This window comes from Bacillus sp. FJAT-29790, from assembly GCF_019039215.1.
Lineage (GTDB): Bacteria > Bacillota > Bacilli > Bacillales > Cytobacillaceae > Cytobacillus.
This window is the reverse complement of record NZ_JAHNZZ010000002.1, coordinates 245,163-264,021: the sequence shown is the minus strand read 5'-3', so window position 1 is coordinate 264,021 and position 18,859 is coordinate 245,163. Positions and strand designations below refer to the sequence as shown.

Below are 18,859 nucleotides of genomic sequence, written 5' to 3'. Positions count from 1 at the left end.
TTAAAAAGGACTAGAAATTAAAAAAAGACAGGGATTTGAGCTCCCTGTCTCCTTTTAATAACTAATTAGAAGAAAAAGCCTCCACATCCACATCCGCAACCTCTTCTGAAGCTTCTACGACAAGATCTACGGCTGCTTCTGCGATTTCCACAATTTACAAAGATATCTCCGCACCTACGATTAGTTCTACGGCGACTTCTGCAAGATCTACGGGTACTTCTGAAAGTTCTGCGTCCGCTTCTACAATTTACAAATACATTTCCACATCTGTTACGAGTTCTGCGAGTTCTACGATGACTTCTGCGATCAGTTCTTTTTCTCATCATTCCATCCATGTTAACCCCTCCTTTCTATATTTCTTATATAGACTATGTTTTTTAACAAAATTGGTATGGACAAACGTCTAATACATACACTTCTTTTTTAAATTTTTTTAGAAAATCTTTAAGTATCGTTGGTTGTCTATCCAATAAAGAGAAGTTAATCGTATGTATGACAATAAGAAGATCTTAGTTAAACAACTAATAAAATACATAGGATTTTCAAGAAGGGGTATGATACAGGAAGAAAAGAGAAAGGAGTGGGTTTAATGGCTCGAGGTGAACATTTTAATCACAAAAACAAACAGCATCCAGGTAATTTCCCTGAAAATTCGATCGTAGAAAAGAAAGCGACAGAAGCACAGGAGGACGAGGAATTTCTTGTCGTTCAGGAAGCTTTTAAAAATCGAATTGAGGGGCATGATGGAACAGAATTTAGAAATAAATGAAGTATTTTCCGATGCTTTCCCAGGTGAAAAAACAGGGTCTAAAGATGCTTTAGACCCGTTCCAATTATAAAGATGTTATATCCAGCCCTTTCAACCACGCTGAACATGCAGCAATATCTTTCGAAAAAATGCGATCCTTTTTAATAGAAGGAACCGTTTTTCTCGCTTCTAAATAAAAGCTTTTCGTTTTCTCTGCCATTTTTTCTACCCCTCTATACTCTACAGCCTGAAGGGCGCACATGAGCTCAATGGCTAGGACATTATTCGCATTTTGAATAATTTGATACGCATGTCTCGAACCAATCGTTCCCATGCTGACATGATCCTCCTGGTTGGCAGAGGAAGGAATCGAGTCGACACTTGCCGGGTGTGCTAACGTTTTATTCTCGGATACAAGCGAAGCTGCGCTGTATTGCAGGATCATGGCACCTGATTGCAGTCCAGGCTCCGGGCTTAAAAATGGCGGTAAATCATTAAGCTGCGGATTTACTAACCGCTCGATTCTTCGTTCAGAAATATTAGCCAGCTCGGCTATGGCAATTTTCATAAAGTCCACGGCAAATGCAATTGGCTGCCCATGGAAATTTCCACCCGAGATGACGCGATCTCCTTCATCAAAGATAAGTGGATTATCTGTTGCCGCATTCATTTCGATTTCAAGCTTTTCTTTTACATAATCGAGTGCCTGCCAAGAAGCCCCATGAACTTGCGGAATACAGCGGAGCGAATAGGCATCTTGAACTCGGATTTTACCTTGCTTCGTGATCAATTCACTGCCTGATAGATATTCTCTCATTCTTTTTGCCGTATCAACCTGTTGTTTATATCCTCTAGCTAAATGAATTTTTTCATCGAAGGCATCAATAATTCCATTCAAGCCTTCCATCGTCATGGCAGCAATTAACTCGCTTTGGTAGGCAAGCTTCTCCGCTTCGAGATAAGCAACTACTCCCATTGCTGTCATCGCTTGGGTACCATTAATTAAAGCAAGCCCTTCTTTAGCTTCAAGAGATAGAGGTGCCAGTCCTTCTTGCGTAAGGACTTCTAACGCAGGCTTCCTTTCGCCTTTATAAAAAACCTCTCCTTCTCCAACGAGAACCAATGCTAAATGAGAAAGTGGCGCCAAATCCCCGCTTGCACCTAACGATCCCTGCTGTGGAATCACAGGGTGAATTTCCCGATTAACTAGTTCAAGCAATCGCTCGATAAGAACCGGACGTGCGCCTGAAAATCCTTTTAGTAATGCGTTTGCTCTTAATAGCAGCATGGCCCGTGAGACAGACTCCGGAAATGGCTCCCCTACTCCGCAAGCATGTGAACGGATTAGATTGAGCTGAAGGTCTTTTACATCCTCTTGATTAATAAGCACGTCGCTGAACTTGCCAAAACCGGTATTAATGCCGTAAATGACCCTTCCTTCGCTGACAATCTTTTTGACAGCATTATGGCTCTCCTTTACCGCAACTAAACTTTCCTCTGATGCACGAACTTTTTCCTTATCAAATAAAACCCGCTTCACTTCATTTAATGTTAACGTGTGACCAGATAAAGTAACCATTTCCTTCCCCCTTGGTACGTTATTGTCTTCATGTAATGTTAAAGTGTTGTCAGTTAAAATAGACATTTTGTTCCTCCTTGTACATAAACGCAATATAAAAAAGGCATTGTTTCAAACTTAATTTTTGAAATACAGCCTTACTGCAATCTAGTCAACAATTAAAAATTCTTACATGTCAAAAATTTAGGCTGTTTTCGTAAAGTTTGTTGCTTTTATAATATGACTTTTATTTAATAATCTGAGTTGATTTGGAGCGGAGGGCACTTGACTCCTGCGGAAATAGAGGGAACGGGAGACCCCACAGGCGGTAACGCCGAGGAGGCTCCCGTCCCTCCCCGAGGAAAGCAAGTGCCCGCAGCGGAAATCAACGGGCAAACTTTGATGGCCAAAACAACAATATATGCGAAAACAGCCAGAATTTTTTATTCCTAATTAAATAATTTTCTGAATATAATAATTCTATTTCCTGGCCACCTGCCTTGTCAATAATAATTTACCAGTTTTTAACAAGTTAGATCGTTAGATTATTAGATCATTAGTAGGCTAAAGTGATGTATCCAGCTTCAAACTCATTTGTCCTACGCTATAAAAATACGTTATACTAAGAAATTAAATAACTACAAAAAAAGGGACTATTCATAAAGATCTTAAATCTTTGTGAATAGCCCCTTAATTATTGTATTAATCAAACTTCAATCCTTTTAATGCTTCTGCAAACGCATTATTCACAGGTTCCTCATCCTTGTGCTGGTTTTTCAAATACTTTTGTACAGTCCGTTTATCCACTTTGCCCTTAGATTCTTTTTTTCGGCGTGCCTCGAAAGCAGACAGTTTTTCACGATATCCACATTTACATGCAAAGATTTGGCCTTCACCTTCGCCACGCAGCTCCAGTTTTTTATGGCATTGTGGACAACGTGCGTTTGTGACCCGTGCGACATTTTTACGATGTCCACATTCACGATCTTGGCACACGAGCATTTTGCCTTTTTTGCCATTCACTTCTAGCATTGGTTTTCCACAGTCTGGACAAGATTTTGTGGAAATATTATCGTGCTTGTATTTTTTATTACTTGCTTTAATTTCAGCAACGATTTCTTTTGTGTAGCTTTTCATTTCACCGATGAATACTTCTTTTTTCAACTTACCATGAGCAATTTGATCAAGCTTTTGTTCCCACTCAGCTGTTAAAGTAGGAGATTTAAGCTCCTCTGGCACTAAATCAAGCAATTGACGACCTTTAGAAGTAATATGAATGTCTTTACCGCGCTTTTCAATTAAGAACGAATTGAATAGCTTGTCAATAATGTCAGCACGTGTAGCAACTGTGCCAAGTCCACCAGTCGATTTTAATGTGTCTACAAGTTGTTTATTTTTTGTTTCCATATACTTCGTAGGGTTTTCCATTGCCGAAAGTAATGTCGCCTCATTGAAGCGTGCAGGTGGATTAGTTTGACCTGATGTTTGAGCGATAAAGTTTACGTTTAATGTATCGCTCTTTTCGATGCGAGGTAAAATCTGTTCTTTCAGATCGTCTGCTGCATCCTCATCTTCAAAGCGATTATCGTATACTTCTTTCCACCCAATCGATAAAATGGTTTTTCCTCTAGCAACAAAGTTCTCATCACCGATTTTCGCACGGAGCGTTAATTGCTCGTACTCGAATACTGGGAATAATACTGCTAAGAATCGTTTTATAACTAAGTCATAAATTTTGCGCTCTTTATCTGTAAAGGCTGAGAAGTTTACAAAGCTTTCGGTTGGAATGATGGCATGGTGATCTGATACTTTACTGTCATCAACAAAAGCTTTCGAACTTTTTATAGGTTTGTTTAAGACCTTGTTTGCTAACGAACGGTATTCTCCAACTCCACAAGCTTTTAAGCGTTCTGGTAGCGTTCCTACAATATCTGAAGAGATATAACGTGAATCAGTACGAGGATACGTTAAAACTTTGTGCTGCTCGTACAGCTTTTGCATAATGTTTAACGTTTCCTTTGCAGAATAGCCAAAGATTTTATTCGCATCACGTTGCAGTTCGGTTAAATCATAAAGACCTGGTGAGAATGACTTCTTCGGCTTTTTCTCTATTTCTGTTACAATGGCATTTTGTTTGCCCAGTTTTTTCACAATCGCATCGACTTTCTCTTTATCAAAACTACGGCTGTTTCCCTTTGCATCTTGCCAAGTCAGCTTTAATATGTCTGTTGTTTGGGCTTCAATACCGTAATAAGTTTGTGCTTTGAAATTTTTGATTTCGTCCTCACGTGCTGCAATCATTGCAACAGTTGGTGTTTGTACACGGCCACAGTTTAACTGGGCGTTGAACCTAGTTGTTAATGCACGTGTTGCATTAAGACCTATATACCAGTCAGCTTCTGAACGGGCAACAGCTGAAGCATATAAATTGTCATAAGACTTGCCAGGCTTCAAATTTGCAAAGCCGTTTTTAATCGCTTTATCAGTAACAGATGAGATCCATAGACGTTTCATAGGTTTATTGATTTTTACTTTATCAATAATCCAACGTGCGACTAATTCTCCTTCTCTCCCTGCGTCTGTAGCCACGATTATTTCGTTGACATCATTTCTAGTCAGTTGACTTTTAACAGCATGGAACTGTTTTCCAGTCTGTTTAATGACTGTCAATTTCAAACGATCAGGCAGCATAGGAAGATCTTCTAAATTCCATGTTTTATATTTCACATCGTAACTTTCTGGGTCAGCAAGTGTGACTAGATGACCAAGTGCCCACGTCACGATATATTTATCACCTTCAAGATACCCATTTCCTTTTTTATTACAATTTAGCACACGTGCAATATCACGTGCGACAGAAGGCTTTTCAGCAATTACAACACTTTTTGCCATATTTAAAACATCCTTTCGAATTTCCGTAAGTTAAATATAGCATACGTGTCTAATGGATTCCGTTATTTCCAAAAATTCCAATCCTATATTGACAAAATGCTTTCTACTTATTCTATTAGAGTTTTTTTCTCCCCAAATGGTACTTATATTTTAATTATAATATTCCGACAATAAAAAAAATATTGATATTTGGATCTATCTTAATTATACTAAAATTCTAAATCTACTATTCAATACAAAAAATTTTAAAGGGGGATTTTTGTGGTTGATCAAATTGTAAATACTATTAACGGGTGGCTGTGGAGCCCTGTATTGGTAGGATTCATTGTTTTATGTGGCTTGTATTTTAGTTTTCGCACTAGATTCCTGCAAATTCGTCACTTCAAAGAAATGGTTAAACTCGTGGTCTCAGGGAAGGGTTCCGATGCGGGGGTTTCTTCGTTTCAGGCATTAGCGATGTCTTTATCCGGCCGTATCGGCGTAGGGAATATCGCTGGAACCGCAACAGGTATTGCTTTTGGAGGACCAGGTGCCGTATTTTGGATGTGGGTCATTACCTTTATCGGTGCATCATCAGCTTTTGTGGAGTCGACTCTTGCTCAAATCTATAAAGAAAAGCAAGATGGTGAGTATCGAGGAGGTCCTGCATTCTATATAGAAAAGGGACTTGGCTGGAAATGGTTTGCGGTAGTTTTCGCAGTGGCAACTCTGCTTGCTATGGCTGTCTTGATGCCAGGAATACAGGCAAATTCAATTGCAGATGGCGTAAATAACGCTTTTGGTCTTGACAATAAAATGACTGGTCTAATCGTTGCCGCACTTATTGGTTTTACTATTTTTGGCGGTGTTAAGCGTATTGCTAAAGTTGCAGAATTGGTCGTTCCTTTTATGGCAGCCGGTTATGTGTTACTTGCACTTGCAATTATAGGGGTTAACATTGGAGAAGTTCCAGCCGTATTTGCTCTAATTTTTAAAAGCGCTTTCGGAACTGAAGAAATGTTTGGTGGTATTATTGGTTCAGCTATTATGTGGGGAGTAAAACGCGGTCTTTATGCGAATGAAGCCGGGCAAGGTACTGGTGCTCACCCTGCGGCAGCAGCTGAGGTATCTCACCCTGCAAAGCAAGGTCTTGTGCAAGCGTTTTCAATTTATTTGGATGTATTCTTAGTTGTTACAGCAACTGCAATGATGATTTTATTTACACAATCATACAATGTTATCGATGAAAAAACTGGGGGAGTACTAACTGAAAACCTTCCAGGAGTTGAACCAGGAGCTGGTTACACTCAAGCGGCAGTTGATACGCTCCTTCCAGGATTCGGTGCAGGATTTGTTGCCATTGCCCTATTCTTCTTTGCCTTCACGACCATTTATGCTTATTACTATATCGCAGAGACAAACCTTGCATATCTAGTACGTGGTAAATTCAGGGGAATTGCTTTTGTTGGACTAAAACTCGTCCTTTTAGCTTCCATTTTCTATGGATCAGTAAAAACTGCATCAACAGCATGGGCAATGGGCGATATCGGACTCGGAATTATGGTATGGCTGAACTTAATTGCGATTCTATTGTTATTTAAACCAGCGGCTATTGCTTTAAAGGATTACGAAGAGCAGCTTAAGGAAGGTAAAGATCCAGAATTCAATTCAACTAAATATGGAATTAAGAATGCTGATTTCTGGGCAAATGGGTACCAAAGTTCAGAAAAGAAAGAGAAAAAGAACGTTTCGTAATGTGAAGCTTTCGTCCGTTTGAAATTCACGTTAAATTAGAAAAGTGCAGGGCGCCCGCCTATCAGCGACAATCATAAGACGAGCCGACAGAAAGGTTGTTCTTTAACCTTTTTGGCGGATTGGCTTATGACCTTTGAGCCAATGGTGCCTGGAGCTAGACCACCATCTAACTTCAAAAAACTTATACTTTCTTAGCTTTAAACTAAATCGCTAACGCGACTTAAATCACGGGGGCTGTCCAAAAAGTCAAGCACTGACTTTTTGAACAGCCCCTTTTTTCCTAATATAAAATGGTAGCCATTATTTTAATACATCTTCTCGTAAGATAAACTGTGCCAACTCTTCCATCTGATCAGAGATCGCGCGGTCGCTTTCCAGTGGGGGACAAATTTCTCGGACCTTCTCTAAAAAGTCTCTTGTTACCGGTGCTAATTGGTTTTCCGCTTTTTCCAAGTAGATTGCTTGCGAAGCACAAATCATTTCAATCGCAATGACGCGAGCAGAATTATGAATGATTTCTCGAGCTTGGCGTGATGCGATCGTTCCCATGCTGACATGATCTTCTTGGTTAGCAGATGTTGGAATCGAGTCAACACTTGCTGGATGGGCAAGAACTTTATTCTCGGAAACGAGAGCAGCCGCTGCATATTGAGGAACCATCAAACCACATTCTAAACCTGGATCTACTGCTAAGAATGGCGACAGGCCACTTAATTGCGGGTTAACAAGACGTTCCGTTCTTCGCTCTGAAATATTCGCCCACTCTGCTGCTGCAACTTTTAGAAAGTCCATCGAAAGGGCAATCGGCTGTCCATGGAAATGGCCTCCTGATACAATTTCGCCGCTTTCCAAAACAATCGGATTGTCTGTAGCAGAATTCATTTCTACTTTTAGTCGTTCCTCTACATAATTAAATGCTTGCCAAGATGCACCATGCACTTGCGGGATGCAACGAATGGAATACGCATCTTGCATACGGATTTCTCCTTGATGTGAGATTCGTTTACTGCCCTCGAGCCATTTTCTCATTCTTGATGCAACAAATTCTAGTTCAGGATGCGGACGAACGGCTAATAATTCGCTATCAAAGGCAGTAATAATGCCGTTAAGTGCTTCCATCGTTAAGCATGCTGCCATATCTGCTGCAAGGCCGACACGCTCTGCTTCATTAAGAGCAATGACTCCGACACCAGACATTGCCTGTGTTCCGTTAATTAACGCAAGACCTTCCTTCGCTTCTAATGCTACCGGTGTAAGGCCAGCCCTTTTTAATGCTTCTCCGCCTGAAAGAATTTCTCCCTTATACTCTGCTTTTCCTTCGCCAATTAACACGATGGCAATATGAGAAAGAGGCGCTAAATCTCCACTTGCACCAACCGAACCTTTACAAGGAACGATGGGATGAATTCCTTTATTAATCATTTCAACTAGCAACGTGAGTGTTTCTTCACGAATTCCAGAAAACCCCTTAGCGAGTGCATTTGCACGAAGCGTCATCATTGCCCTTACAACAGGGATTGGAAGTGGTTCACCGACACCAACCGCATCTGCCCGCAATAAGTTCAATTGTAATTTTGCAATATCATCTTTTTCAATTTCAATGTCACTTAATTTTCCGAACCCCGTATTCACACCGTATATGATTTTTCCATCATTAATTTGTTTTTCAATTCGATTCCGGCTTGCCCGAACCCTTAATAAGCTTTCTTCCGGGATAGAAACCTTTGCACTGCCATTAACAACATTTTGTACTTTTTGACGGTCTAATGTAAATCCATCTAATTCAACTATTTCTATATCGACTGCTTCACTGCTCTTCATATGATGTCCAGCTCCCTTTGATTTTCGACTGAATATTTCGTCATTCTAAAACATTATAAAACTAGTGCATAAATTACGCCAAATATAAATTACGGAATATTAAGGTAAATAAATATCTAGAACAAGTGTATCCCAATATGATCATGTTCCGCCTGCATAAATTCCGCTAATGCTCTAATGCTTATCATTCATTATTTGATTATGCCTTTTTATGATTTACATACCATTGCTCAATAAGAGCAGCCGTTAATCTGCCTGTATTGATTAAGTTTTCAATGCTGATACACTCTCTGAAAGAATGGATGTTTTGGAAACCAAGTCCAAGTGTCAAACAAGTTAAGCCATTTTCGTTTAGCACATTTGTATCGGCACCGCCTAATGTTTCTGTTAAATACGATTTAACGTTAATTTTGTGAGCAGCCGCTTCAACCGTTTTCGTTAAAATATGGTCTTCAGGAATATTAAATCCGCTATATTTTTTTTCAATTCTGATGTTCACTTTGCCGCCCTTTTTTTCAGCAGCTTGTTGCATTACTTCTCCCATATGCTTCAGCTGCTGATCAAGTTTCTCTTTTGAAAAACTTCGAACTTCTCCTGCAACCGTTACACGCCCAGGTATAATTGATGTCAGCTCCCCGCCATTAATAATCCCTATATTCGCAAGAGTCTCTTCATCGATCGTCCCGAGTCGCATTTGTAACAATCCTTCAGCTGAAATAAGAAATGCACTGTTTCCTTCATCCGCATTTAGGGCAATATGTGCAGCATTCCCTTCAACTTCCATCCAAATCCGGCTGCTGTATGGCCCTTTCAGAATGGTTTGTCCGACATCGCCGCTGCTGTCGAAAATATATCCCGTTTTACTTTTTGCCTTGCTGTAATCCATATATGTTGCTCCGACAAGTCCTGGCTGCTCATTGACTGTTAAAATGAATTCTATTGGGCCGTGTGGAACGCCACTTTCAATAATTGCCCGAATGGCTTCTAAGTAAGCTGCCAATGCCGCACGATCGTCCGCTCCTAAAATTGTCGTTCCATCCGAATGAATCACTCCATCTTTAATGACAGGATTTAATCCTTCTGTTGGCAGCACGGTATCCATATGTGTCGAAAAAAATAATGGCGGGATCGTTGAGTCTGTTCCCTCACGCCAAGCAATTAAATTTCCAACTTCACCGCCAAAATTTTTATGGGCTTCATCAAACTCAAATGTAAATCCAAGTTCAGGCAAGGCTTTGATTAAATAATCTGCAACGAGCTGCTCCTTCGTACTCGGACCATTAATTTTTGCAAGTTCAAGGAATAAATCTAGCAGGCGATCAGCATTTACTTTTTCAGCGGCAGTCGAAACCTGTTTTGTTTCCATTGGATTCCCTCCATTTTCTAAATATCTTTTAAACTGAATGAATTTAATAAAGCACTTTTTTACTGAAAACGAACAGTTTATTTAGGTTAATATTCTTATGTTCACTTAAACTAGAATAATACGATAATAACTATAATCTCATTCGTTTTCGGTTTGGTTTAATACATTATGAAATTCACTCAACTAGCGATTTACTACGACTTTTCCATTTTTAATTACTGTCTCTACGATGTTCGTTCCTAGCTCATAAGCAATATGCTTATACGTAGGGACATCCCATATTTGCAAGTCTGCTAATTTTCCTTCTTGAATTACGCCTCTGTCATCTAAATCAAGCGCTTTTGCTCCGCCGTATGTAGCAGCCTTTAGGGCTTCCTCAACTGAAAATTTATACAATCGGCAGGCAAGGTTGATAACAAATTGCATCGATTCTGTATAGCATGCTGGACAGAGATCAGTTGCCAAAGCGATGTTCATACCTAAATCAAGCATTTTCCGGGCATCAAACGGCTGCTTATGGCCAACAGCAAAATCTAATGCTGGCATTAGAACGCCGGTAACTTTTGCCTCTGCCAGTTTTTCCATTACTTCCACAGGTGTGTAATTTAAATGGTCAACAGACACCATTTTCATTTCCGCCGCTAAATCGGTTCCGCCAATATATGAGTAGGCGTCTGCATGAATTTTCGGCTTCATACCGTACTTTAGGCCAGCCTTCAAAATTAATTCTGATTCTTCAGCCGTAAAATAGCCTTCATCGCACCAAACATCGCAAAATTCTGCGAGTCCGCGCTCACCTACTTGGGGGATCATTTCGTTGATAATAACGTCAAGGTACTCACTTTTTGTCATATTTTCTGGAAAGCCATGTGCTCCTAAAAATGTATTTAACACATCAAGTGGTGTCTCTTCCCCAAGCCTTCTGCCCACTTCTAGAATTTTGATCTCACTCTCTGTCGTCAATCCGTAGCCGCTTTTACTTTCAATAGTGGTTATTCCATGCTCTAGCATCGACATGACACGTTTTTTTGATTGTTCAAATAATTCTTCAGCCGGTGTATTGCGAGTAAGCTCAACCGTACGATTCGGACCTGTTGTTATAGCAAGCTTTTCTAACTTTTCTGGTTTTCCGGTCAATTTAGCAGCATACTCTTCGACACGAGTCCCATAGAAAACTAAATGGGTATGTGAGTCTACAAACCCGGGTGCAACCACTTTCCCGGTTGCATCAATAAAATCCGATTGCTCAATGTCAAATTTGTTTTTGACCTCATCTTCCGATCCAACGCCAACAATTTTGTCATCTTTGATAGCTATCCAGGCATATGTTAGTACGCCGATATCCTCCATGCTTTCTCCTACACAAGTAACTGCTTCTGCAGCATTGCTGATTACTAAATCAACCTTTACCTTCACTTTTGTTTCAGACATTTTTACAATACCTCCATTTAGGAAAGCGCACAGTTTAGTTTTTGAAAAATCGTGTGCAAAACCACGTTTTATTTTAAAGAATTCCAATAATAAGAGGGAACTCTTTTATAATACGAAAAATCGTAATAAATCTAGCAATTTAAAAGAACGGTAGAGACCCAACTTACTTGGATCTCTACATGCAATGTTCTATGTGTATTATGCCTTTACGTTTTCCGGCTCTAAATCTTTCGGGCCAAACGTCGCTTTCGGTGACCACCATAATGGGATTTGGATGCTTTCTTTCGTTAACTTCCCTTTTCCGTTGGCCACATCTTGTGCGATTTCATAACCTGCTTGTGCATGACGGACAACCCCTATTCCAGAGTCAACGGTCATCGCAACTTCAAGTCTCATGTCAGACTCGGCAGTTCCGTCCGCAATCATTGTTACACCTGTATGAACAGCCTCACCCATGGAGTAGTTCGCTTGAAGCGCGATCAGGTCACACATGCCAACAGCGTTCAGAAGTCCGTTCAATACCGGCCAGTCAGAGATTAAGTCACTGCCGTCTTTCATGTTTTCAGATTCGAAAGTCGGATTCACGATCGAACCAGAGTCTAAGTTATCACGTGAGAATGCAACTGGACCTGATAGTTCGCCGCGGCGGATCATATCATTTACTTCTAATGCAAATGCCTTACGTTGACCAAAGCCCATGTAACAAATACGAGCTGGTAATGCTTCAATTGGAATATGCTCTTTCGCAAGTTTAATCCAGCGCGTTACAAGGTAATCGTCACTAAATTTCTCTAGGATCATATCATCGATTTTTCTTAAATCTTCTGCATCACCTGATAGACAGATCCAGCGGAATGGGCCGCGGCCTTCGCAGAAGAGCGGACGCAGGTATTCAGCTACAAAACCTGGTAAACGCTTCGCATCTTTTTCATCCATGCCTGCATCGATACACTCTTTACGGTGGCTTGTGCCGTATTCAAATGAATGCACACCCAAATCCATAAATTTAATCAACGCTTTCAACTCACGAACCATTGTTTCGCGTGCTTTTTCTAAATAAAGATCACGATCAGTATCACGAAGCTTTTCTGCTTCTTCTACTGTATAGCCAGCTGGTAAGTAGGAAATTGGGTCATGGCCTGGTGTCATAGAAGTTGAGATGTCTGGTAACCATCCTTTTTCAAGAACTTCTTCGAAAATATCAGCTGCATTTCCAACAACCGCTACACCAAGTGGTTTGCCTTCAGCTGCATGTTGTTTTGCCATCGCAATCGCATCATCCAAGGAATCTGCTAAACAATCAATGAATCCTTTTTCAATTCTTCTGTTGATAATTTCTACATTCGAGTCACATAGAATCGCCACGCCACCATGCATTGTCATCGCTCTCGTTTGGTTTCCGCCCATTCCACCAGCACCAGCTGTTAAAAGGATTTTTCCAACAAGGGAATCATTGTAATGAAGGCGTGCAATCGCTGATAATGTTTCGAATGTGCCTTGGATAACGCCCTGAGTACCTATGTATTCCCAAGGAGCCGCTGTATAGTTGGCATACATCGTTAAGTTCTTATCTTGTAAATCATAGAAAGTTGGCCAGTCTGCCTTCATAATATTTGTCGTTGCCATTACAACTGTTGGCGCATATTTATGTGTTTTAAATACCGCAACCGGCATCCCTGATTGCACGACAAGTGTTTCGTTATCTTCAAGCTCTTTTAATGATTTGACGATGGCATGGTAGGATTCCCAGTTACGAGCCGCTTTTCCGATTCCACCATAGATTACTAGCTCTTCTGGTTTCTCCGCATTTTCCATATTGTTTTCAAGCATCCGCAAAATAGATTCTTGTCTCCAGCCCTTACAACGAAGTTCAGGGCCTCTCTGTGCTTTCACTGAATATAAGATTTCTGGTTTTGACATGTATTTGTCCTCCTAAATTAGTGTAATTGCGATTCTAACTTTATATATTGCAAGTCTCGTGCCAATGTTATCTAATTAAATCAATTTTTTTGACAATATATAAAAACGGGCCCTCTAATAACTATTTTCGAAAACCACTCAGCAAAAACTCCTTCTCCTTTTACTAAAAAAATAATTTCAGAAAAAATTAATCGCAGGTGTTTTTTGCACCTTTTCCAGTATTCCGACAATTATTGTCTAAAAGGTTGTAAACGATTTCATTAATAGGGTGCAGATAATTTTTGCATGCAGACTATTAAATTTCTTAATCCAATATCCTCAAAAACTTTTTTAATAAAAAACTTAAATTGTGATCTTTTAATCTTTCAAGGGAATTCCGTTTTCAAAGTATTAATTCTATAGAGATTTTAATTATGAACAACTATTGATGTTCGCGTATTCCGCTTTCAAGACTCCTTAAGTGGTTCTATTGGACAACTTATAGAGAAATATCATGGTTAAGGGCTTATAGAGCCGTTCTATTGGACATCTTATAGAGAAATACCATGGTTAAGGGCTTATAGAGCCGTTCTATTGGACATCTTATAGAGAAATACCATGGTTAAGGGCTTATAGAGCCGTTCTATTGGACATCTTATGAAGAAATACCGTGGTTAAGGGCTTATAGAGCCGTTCTATTTGCCCGGTACGTAAAAAATGTTCAAGCGGATCTATAAGCGCGATATTGCAGTTCATGCAAACAACAACAAATTTTAGAAAACAGCCTTCAAAAAAACATCGACCCAATTTCAGTCGATGTTAGATATTAACAATCTATAATACTTTACTTAGGAAGGATTTCGTCCTTTCTTGCTGCGGGTTTTCAAATAATTCATTAGGGATATTTTCTTCTACTATGAAACCGCCATCCATAAATAAAACACGATCACCGACTTCACGGGCAAATCCCATTTCATGGGTCACAACAACCATTGTCATCCCCTCTTTGGCCAGTTGTTTCATTACTTCAAGCACTTCTCCAACCATTTCTGGATCCAATGCAGAGGTTGGTTCATCAAAGAGCATAATTTTCGGTTCCATCGCTAGGGCCCTCGCAATGGCGACACGCTGTTTTTGCCCGCCTGATAACGAATCCGGATAAGCATTTGCCTTCTCTTCAAGCCCTACTTTACGAAGGAGTTCAATTCCTTTTGCCCTCGCCTTCTCCGCAGGGATATTTCTTACTCTCATCGGAGCAAGCATAATATTCTCAATGACGGTTTTATGCGGAAATAAATTAAATTGCTGGAATACCATGCCTACTTCGGTTCTTACTTTATTAATGTCTGTTTTCTTGTCCGTAATATCAGTGCCTTCGATCGTAACATGACCGCCAGTAATGGACTCAAGCAAATTTAGACACCTCAAAAATGTCGATTTTCCTGATCCCGATGGTCCAATAACTACCACGACTTCCCGAGGCTTAATGGCTACATTTATATCCTTTAAAATTTCGTTTTCCCCAAACGATTTCTTTAGATTCTTTACTAGAATCATTCTGTTGCCAACCTTCTTTCAAGACGATTTAATAAAAAGCTTAAAGTAGTAGTCAACACGAGATAAATAAGTGCTGCTGTGAGGTACGGCTCCCATACGCGGTAATATGTGTTTGCTAGTGCTCGTCCGTAATACATAAGTTCAGGGGTTGCCACAATTGCCGCCAGTGAGGATTCTTTCACAAGAACAATGAATTCATTCCCAAGGGGTGGAATCATTCGCTTAAAGGCTTGAGGCAAAATAACATCTTTCATTGCTTGGACATGATTCATGCCTAGGGAACGGGCTGCTTCCATTTGACCCTTATCAATGGATTGGATACCTGCCCTGAAGATTTCAGCAATATATGCACCCGCAATCAAGGAAAGAGCAATGATGCTAGCTACGATCCCGTTTGTATGTCCAATTAACATGGGCACTACACCAAAATGGACTAATAATAATTGCACAAATAAAGGCGTTCCACGGAAAAATATAATATAGCAATTGAAGAATAATGAAATAGGTTTATTTTTCGTCATTTTCCCTAATCCAATGATTAATCCAAGTACTGTCCCTATCAAAATCCCTGCAATCGATAATCCGATTGTCAAGAGCGTCCCCTTCAAAAAGAAAGGAACATATTCTACTATGATGTCCAGTCTAAAGTCCATTAATTTCCCCCCCAATTAAACCAAAATTGCGTAACTATTCTCTAAGAGTTACGCAATTTGTTTTGCTGCTTATTGCTGTTGCTTTAGTATCGTATCTGTGTCAGGTGCTACACCAAACCATTTCTCATAAATTTCTGCATATGTTCCGTTTTCAAGAACTTTCGTAACGGCTGCATCAAAATCGGCTTTATATTCACTGCCTTTCGGAAACATAAGGCCATAAAATTCATTCTCGAAGCCTTCCTCATCCTTAATTATAGCTAGTTTTTGGTTAGGATTATTTTTTGCGTATTCTTCAACTACTGCGTTGTCCGCAACAACAGCATCAGCTCCGCCGCTAATCATCTCCAAAATTGCCAGATTATTATTATCGAATTTTTTAATATTCTTATGATTTTTGCCTAGTAGGGCCTCAATTGCTTCCTGCCCTGTCGTTCCGCCTAGAACTGATACGATCTTGTCGTTCTTTAGGTCAGCAGCACTTTTTATATCACTGCCTTCAGGAACTAGAATTTCATTTGTTGATAAATAGTATGGAACTGAAAAATCGTATGTTTGTTTCCGATCATCATTTATCGTAATCGCATTTATTCCTAGATCAGCAGTCTTGCCTTTAACCTCGACAAATAAAGGGTCCCAGCCAACATTAACCATTTCAAATTCATATCCCGCTTCTTTTGCAACCGCATTCATAAAGTCTACATCAAATCCTACCATTTCACCTTTATCTAAAAATACAAATGGTGCATAGTTTGCATCTGTTACGATTTTAAGTTTTTTCTTTTCTGACCCTGGGTCTTTACTCTCATTTTCATCCGCGGTTTGATTTCCACCAGTTGTCTGACTTTCGCCGCTAGACTGGCTTGTCCCACATGCTCCTAGAATAAGAGAGAAAATCATAACAATAGCTAGAAGTGTGAACTTTTTCATTTAATTGCCCCCTTTAGATTAAATATATTTATTACAGTACAACCTGAATAATCAAGGTGGGGTTCCAAATATTCTGTAAATTCAGATTCAAATTTATTTTACATTTATCCTTTTCTTTATGCAAGGATAATTTAATATAATTTTTTTCGCATGATTATACACTACTAGAATAGTAATTACTCTTTTTTGGCTATGGTTTAGCTGGGATTCAAATGTTTTTTACAGGAATAATGTTAAAAGAATGGTAGAGATCCAATACTATTCGGATCTCTATATTCTATCCATGAGTCCCTACGCCTTCACATCTTCTTTCTCTAAATCTTTCGGACCAAATGTCGCTTTCGGTGACCACCATAATGGGATTTGAATGCTTTCTTTTGTTAATTTCCCTTTCCCGTTAGCCACATCTTGGGCAATTTCATAACCTGCTTGCGCGTGGCGGACAACTCCGATTCCAGAGTCAACGGTCATCGCGACTTCTAATCTCATATCAGACTCATCTGTTCCATCCGCAATCATTGTTACACCTGTATGCACAGCCTCGCCCATGGAGTAGTTCGCTTGAAGGGCGATCAGGTCACACATGCCAACAGCGTTTAGAAGTCCGTTCAATACCGGCCAGTCAGAGATTAAGTCACTGCCGTCTTTCATGTTTTCAGATTCGAAAGTCGGATTCACGATCGAACCAGAGTCTAAGTTATCACGTGAGAATGCAACCGGACCTGATAGTTCGCCGCGGCGGATCATATCGTTAACTTCTAATGCAAATGCTTTACGCTGTCCAAAGCCCATGTAACAAATACGAGCTGGCAATGCTTCAATTGGAATATGCTGTTTCGCAAGTTTAATCCAGCGCGTTACAAGATAGTCATCACTAAATTTCTCTAAAATCATATCATCAATTTTTCTTAAGTCTTCTGCATCGCCTGATAGACAGATCCAACGGAATGGGCCGCGGCCTTCACAGAAGAGCGGACGCAGGTATTCAGCTACAAAACCTGGTAAACGCTTTGCTTCTTTTTCATCCATGCCTGCATCGATACACTCTTTACGGTGGCTTGTGCCGTATTCAAATGAATGCACACCAAGGTCCATAAATTTGATTAGTGCTTTCAACTCACGAACCATAGTTTCGCGTGCTTTTTCTAAATAAAGATCACGATCTGTATCACGAAGCTTTTCCGCTTCTTCAACCGTATAACCTGCTGGCAAGTAGGAAATTGGATCGTGTCCTGGAGTCATGGAAGTTGAGATGTCTGGTAACCATCCTTTTTCAAGAACTTCTTCGAAAATATCAGCTGCATTTCCAACAACCGCTACACCAAGTGGTTTGCCTTCAGCTGCATGTTGTTTTGCCATCGCAATCGCATCATCCAAGGAATCTGCCAAACAATCAATAAATCCTTTTTCAATTCTTCTGTTGATAATTTCAACATTCGAGTCACATAGAATCGCTACGCCGCCATGCATTGTCATCGCTCTCGTTTGGTTTCCGCCCATTCCACCAGCACCAGCTGTTAAAAGGATTTTTCCAACAAGGGAATCATTGTAATAAAGGCGTGCAATCGCTGATAATGTTTCGAATGTGCCTTGGATAACACCCTGTGTTCCTATGTATTCCCAAGGAGCAGCCGTATAGTTGGCATACATCGTTAAGTTCTTATCTTGTAAATCATAGAAAGTTGGCCAGTCTGCCTTCATAATATTTGTCGTTGCCATTACAACTGTTGGCGCATATTTATGTGTTTTAAATACCGCAACCGGCATCCCTGATTGCACGACAAGTGTTTCGTTATCTTCAAGCTCTTTTAATGATTTGACGATGGCATGGTAGGATTCCCAGTTACGAGCCGCTTTTCCGATTCCACCATAGATTACTAGCTCTTCTGGTTTTTCAGCATTCTCCATATTGTTTTCAAGCATCCGCAAAATAGATTCTTGTCTCCAGCCCTTACAACGAAGTTCTGGTCCTCTTTGCGCTTTAACTGAATATAAGATTTCTGGTTTTGACATCTATGTTTCCTCCTAAATAAGAATTTTTCGATCCTAACTTTATATATTGCAAGTACTATGCCAAATGAATCACATTAGGCAGAATTCTCAGATATATATGCTAAAATCTAGTCTCTAACCTAGGGTATTGACAATTCCCCATTCGTAAATAAACACTTCTACTAACAAAAATAAAAAATTCCGGTGAAAAAAATCGCAGATATTTCTTGCAGTTATTTGATTTCAATTTATCAATCACCGGTCAAGTTACTGCAAAC

General features: G+C 39.9%; 12 protein-coding genes. 2 read left to right on the top strand and 10 right to left on the bottom strand.

Annotation, left to right across the window (positions count from 1 at the left end; genetic code table 11):
• Positions 1 to 589: 589 nt before the first annotated feature.
• Complete coding sequence (locus tag BGM26_RS16235; protein ID WP_217041021.1) at positions 590 to 769, top strand: hypothetical protein; 180 nt, start codon at positions 590 to 592, stop codon at positions 767 to 769.
• A gap of 64 nt (positions 770 to 833) precedes the next feature.
• On the opposite strand, the gene hutH (BGM26_RS16230) is transcribed toward BGM26_RS16235, so the two are convergent.
• Positions 834 to 2,327, bottom strand: a complete 1,494-nt coding sequence (gene hutH / locus BGM26_RS16230; protein WP_217041213.1) for a histidine ammonia-lyase — start codon at positions 2,325 to 2,327, stop codon at positions 834 to 836.
• A gap of 681 nt (positions 2,328 to 3,008) precedes the next feature.
• Positions 3,009 to 5,198 (bottom strand): DNA topoisomerase III, encoded by a 2,190-nt coding sequence (locus BGM26_RS16225; protein WP_217041019.1) that lies wholly within the window; start codon positions 5,196 to 5,198, stop codon positions 3,009 to 3,011.
• 261 nt (positions 5,199 to 5,459) lie between these two features.
• Between BGM26_RS16225 and BGM26_RS16220 the strand changes: the two genes are divergently transcribed.
• The gene (locus BGM26_RS16220; protein ID WP_217041017.1) at positions 5,460 to 6,932 is read left to right on the top strand and encodes an alanine/glycine:cation symporter family protein; all 1,473 of its coding nucleotides are present in this window, start codon (positions 5,460 to 5,462) and stop codon (positions 6,930 to 6,932) included.
• A gap of 300 nt (positions 6,933 to 7,232) precedes the next feature.
• Here BGM26_RS16220 and hutH (BGM26_RS16215) read toward each other — a convergent pair whose 3' ends face one another.
• The 8 genes from hutH (BGM26_RS16215) to hutU (BGM26_RS16180) form a co-directional block, all read right to left on the bottom strand.
• Positions 7,233 to 8,753, bottom strand: coding sequence for a histidine ammonia-lyase (gene hutH / locus BGM26_RS16215; protein WP_217041016.1), 1,521 nt, complete (start codon positions 8,751 to 8,753; stop codon positions 7,233 to 7,235).
• Between the two features lie 199 nt (positions 8,754 to 8,952).
• On the bottom strand, positions 8,953 to 10,119 hold the full coding sequence (locus BGM26_RS16210) for a M20/M25/M40 family metallo-hydrolase (RefSeq protein WP_217041014.1): 1,167 nt from the start codon (positions 10,117 to 10,119) through the stop codon (positions 8,953 to 8,955).
• 183 nt (positions 10,120 to 10,302) lie between these two features.
• Positions 10,303 to 11,550: an imidazolonepropionase gene (gene hutI, locus BGM26_RS16205; protein ID WP_217041012.1), complete on the bottom strand. Its 1,248-nt coding sequence runs from the start codon at positions 11,548 to 11,550 to the stop codon at positions 10,303 to 10,305.
• A gap of 198 nt (positions 11,551 to 11,748) precedes the next feature.
• Positions 11,749 to 13,470 (bottom strand): urocanate hydratase, encoded by a 1,722-nt coding sequence (gene hutU / locus BGM26_RS16200; RefSeq protein WP_217041010.1) that lies wholly within the window; start codon positions 13,468 to 13,470, stop codon positions 11,749 to 11,751.
• 813 nt (positions 13,471 to 14,283) lie between these two features.
• Positions 14,284 to 15,006: an amino acid ABC transporter ATP-binding protein gene (locus BGM26_RS16195; protein ID WP_217041009.1), complete on the bottom strand. Its 723-nt coding sequence runs from the start codon at positions 15,004 to 15,006 to the stop codon at positions 14,284 to 14,286.
• Positions 15,003 to 15,659, bottom strand: coding sequence for an amino acid ABC transporter permease (locus tag BGM26_RS16190; protein ID WP_217041008.1), 657 nt, complete (start codon positions 15,657 to 15,659; stop codon positions 15,003 to 15,005). The genes BGM26_RS16195 and BGM26_RS16190 overlap by 4 nt, the downstream gene beginning before the upstream one ends.
• Positions 15,660 to 15,728: 69 nt before the next feature.
• Positions 15,729 to 16,589 (bottom strand): basic amino acid ABC transporter substrate-binding protein, encoded by an 861-nt coding sequence (locus tag BGM26_RS16185; protein ID WP_217041007.1) that lies wholly within the window; start codon positions 16,587 to 16,589, stop codon positions 15,729 to 15,731.
• Between the two features lie 291 nt (positions 16,590 to 16,880).
• A complete protein-coding gene (gene hutU, locus BGM26_RS16180) occupies positions 16,881 to 18,602 on the bottom strand; it encodes a urocanate hydratase (RefSeq protein ID WP_217041006.1) in 1,722 nt (573 codons plus the stop codon).
• Between the last annotated feature and the right edge of the window lie 257 nt (positions 18,603 to 18,859).

Excerpts from the sequence above, each read along its gene's own strand:
- BGM26_RS16235 (WP_217041021.1), top strand. The coding sequence starts at position 590 with ATGGCTCGAGGTGAACATTTTAATCACAAAAACAAACAGCATCCAGGT.
- hutH (WP_217041213.1), bottom strand. The coding sequence starts at position 2,327 with ATGGTTACTTTATCTGGTCACACGTTAACATTAAATGAAGTGAAGCGG.
- BGM26_RS16225 (WP_217041019.1), bottom strand. The coding sequence starts at position 5,198 with ATGGCAAAAAGTGTTGTAATTGCTGAAAAGCCTTCTGTCGCACGTGAT.
- hutH (WP_217041016.1), bottom strand. The coding sequence starts at position 8,753 with ATGAAGAGCAGTGAAGCAGTCGATATAGAAATAGTTGAATTAGATGGA.
- BGM26_RS16210 (WP_217041014.1), bottom strand. The coding sequence starts at position 10,119 with ATGGAAACAAAACAGGTTTCGACTGCCGCTGAAAAAGTAAATGCTGAT.
- hutI (WP_217041012.1), bottom strand. The coding sequence starts at position 11,550 with ATGTCTGAAACAAAAGTGAAGGTAAAGGTTGATTTAGTAATCAGCAAT.
- hutU (WP_217041010.1), bottom strand. The coding sequence starts at position 13,470 with ATGTCAAAACCAGAAATCTTATATTCAGTGAAAGCACAGAGAGGCCCT.
- BGM26_RS16195 (WP_217041009.1), bottom strand. The coding sequence starts at position 15,006 with ATGATTCTAGTAAAGAATCTAAAGAAATCGTTTGGGGAAAACGAAATT.
- BGM26_RS16190 (WP_217041008.1), bottom strand. The coding sequence starts at position 15,659 with ATGGACTTTAGACTGGACATCATAGTAGAATATGTTCCTTTCTTTTTG.
- BGM26_RS16185 (WP_217041007.1), bottom strand. The coding sequence starts at position 16,589 with ATGAAAAAGTTCACACTTCTAGCTATTGTTATGATTTTCTCTCTTATT.
- hutU (WP_217041006.1), bottom strand. The coding sequence starts at position 18,602 with ATGTCAAAACCAGAAATCTTATATTCAGTTAAAGCGCAAAGAGGACCA.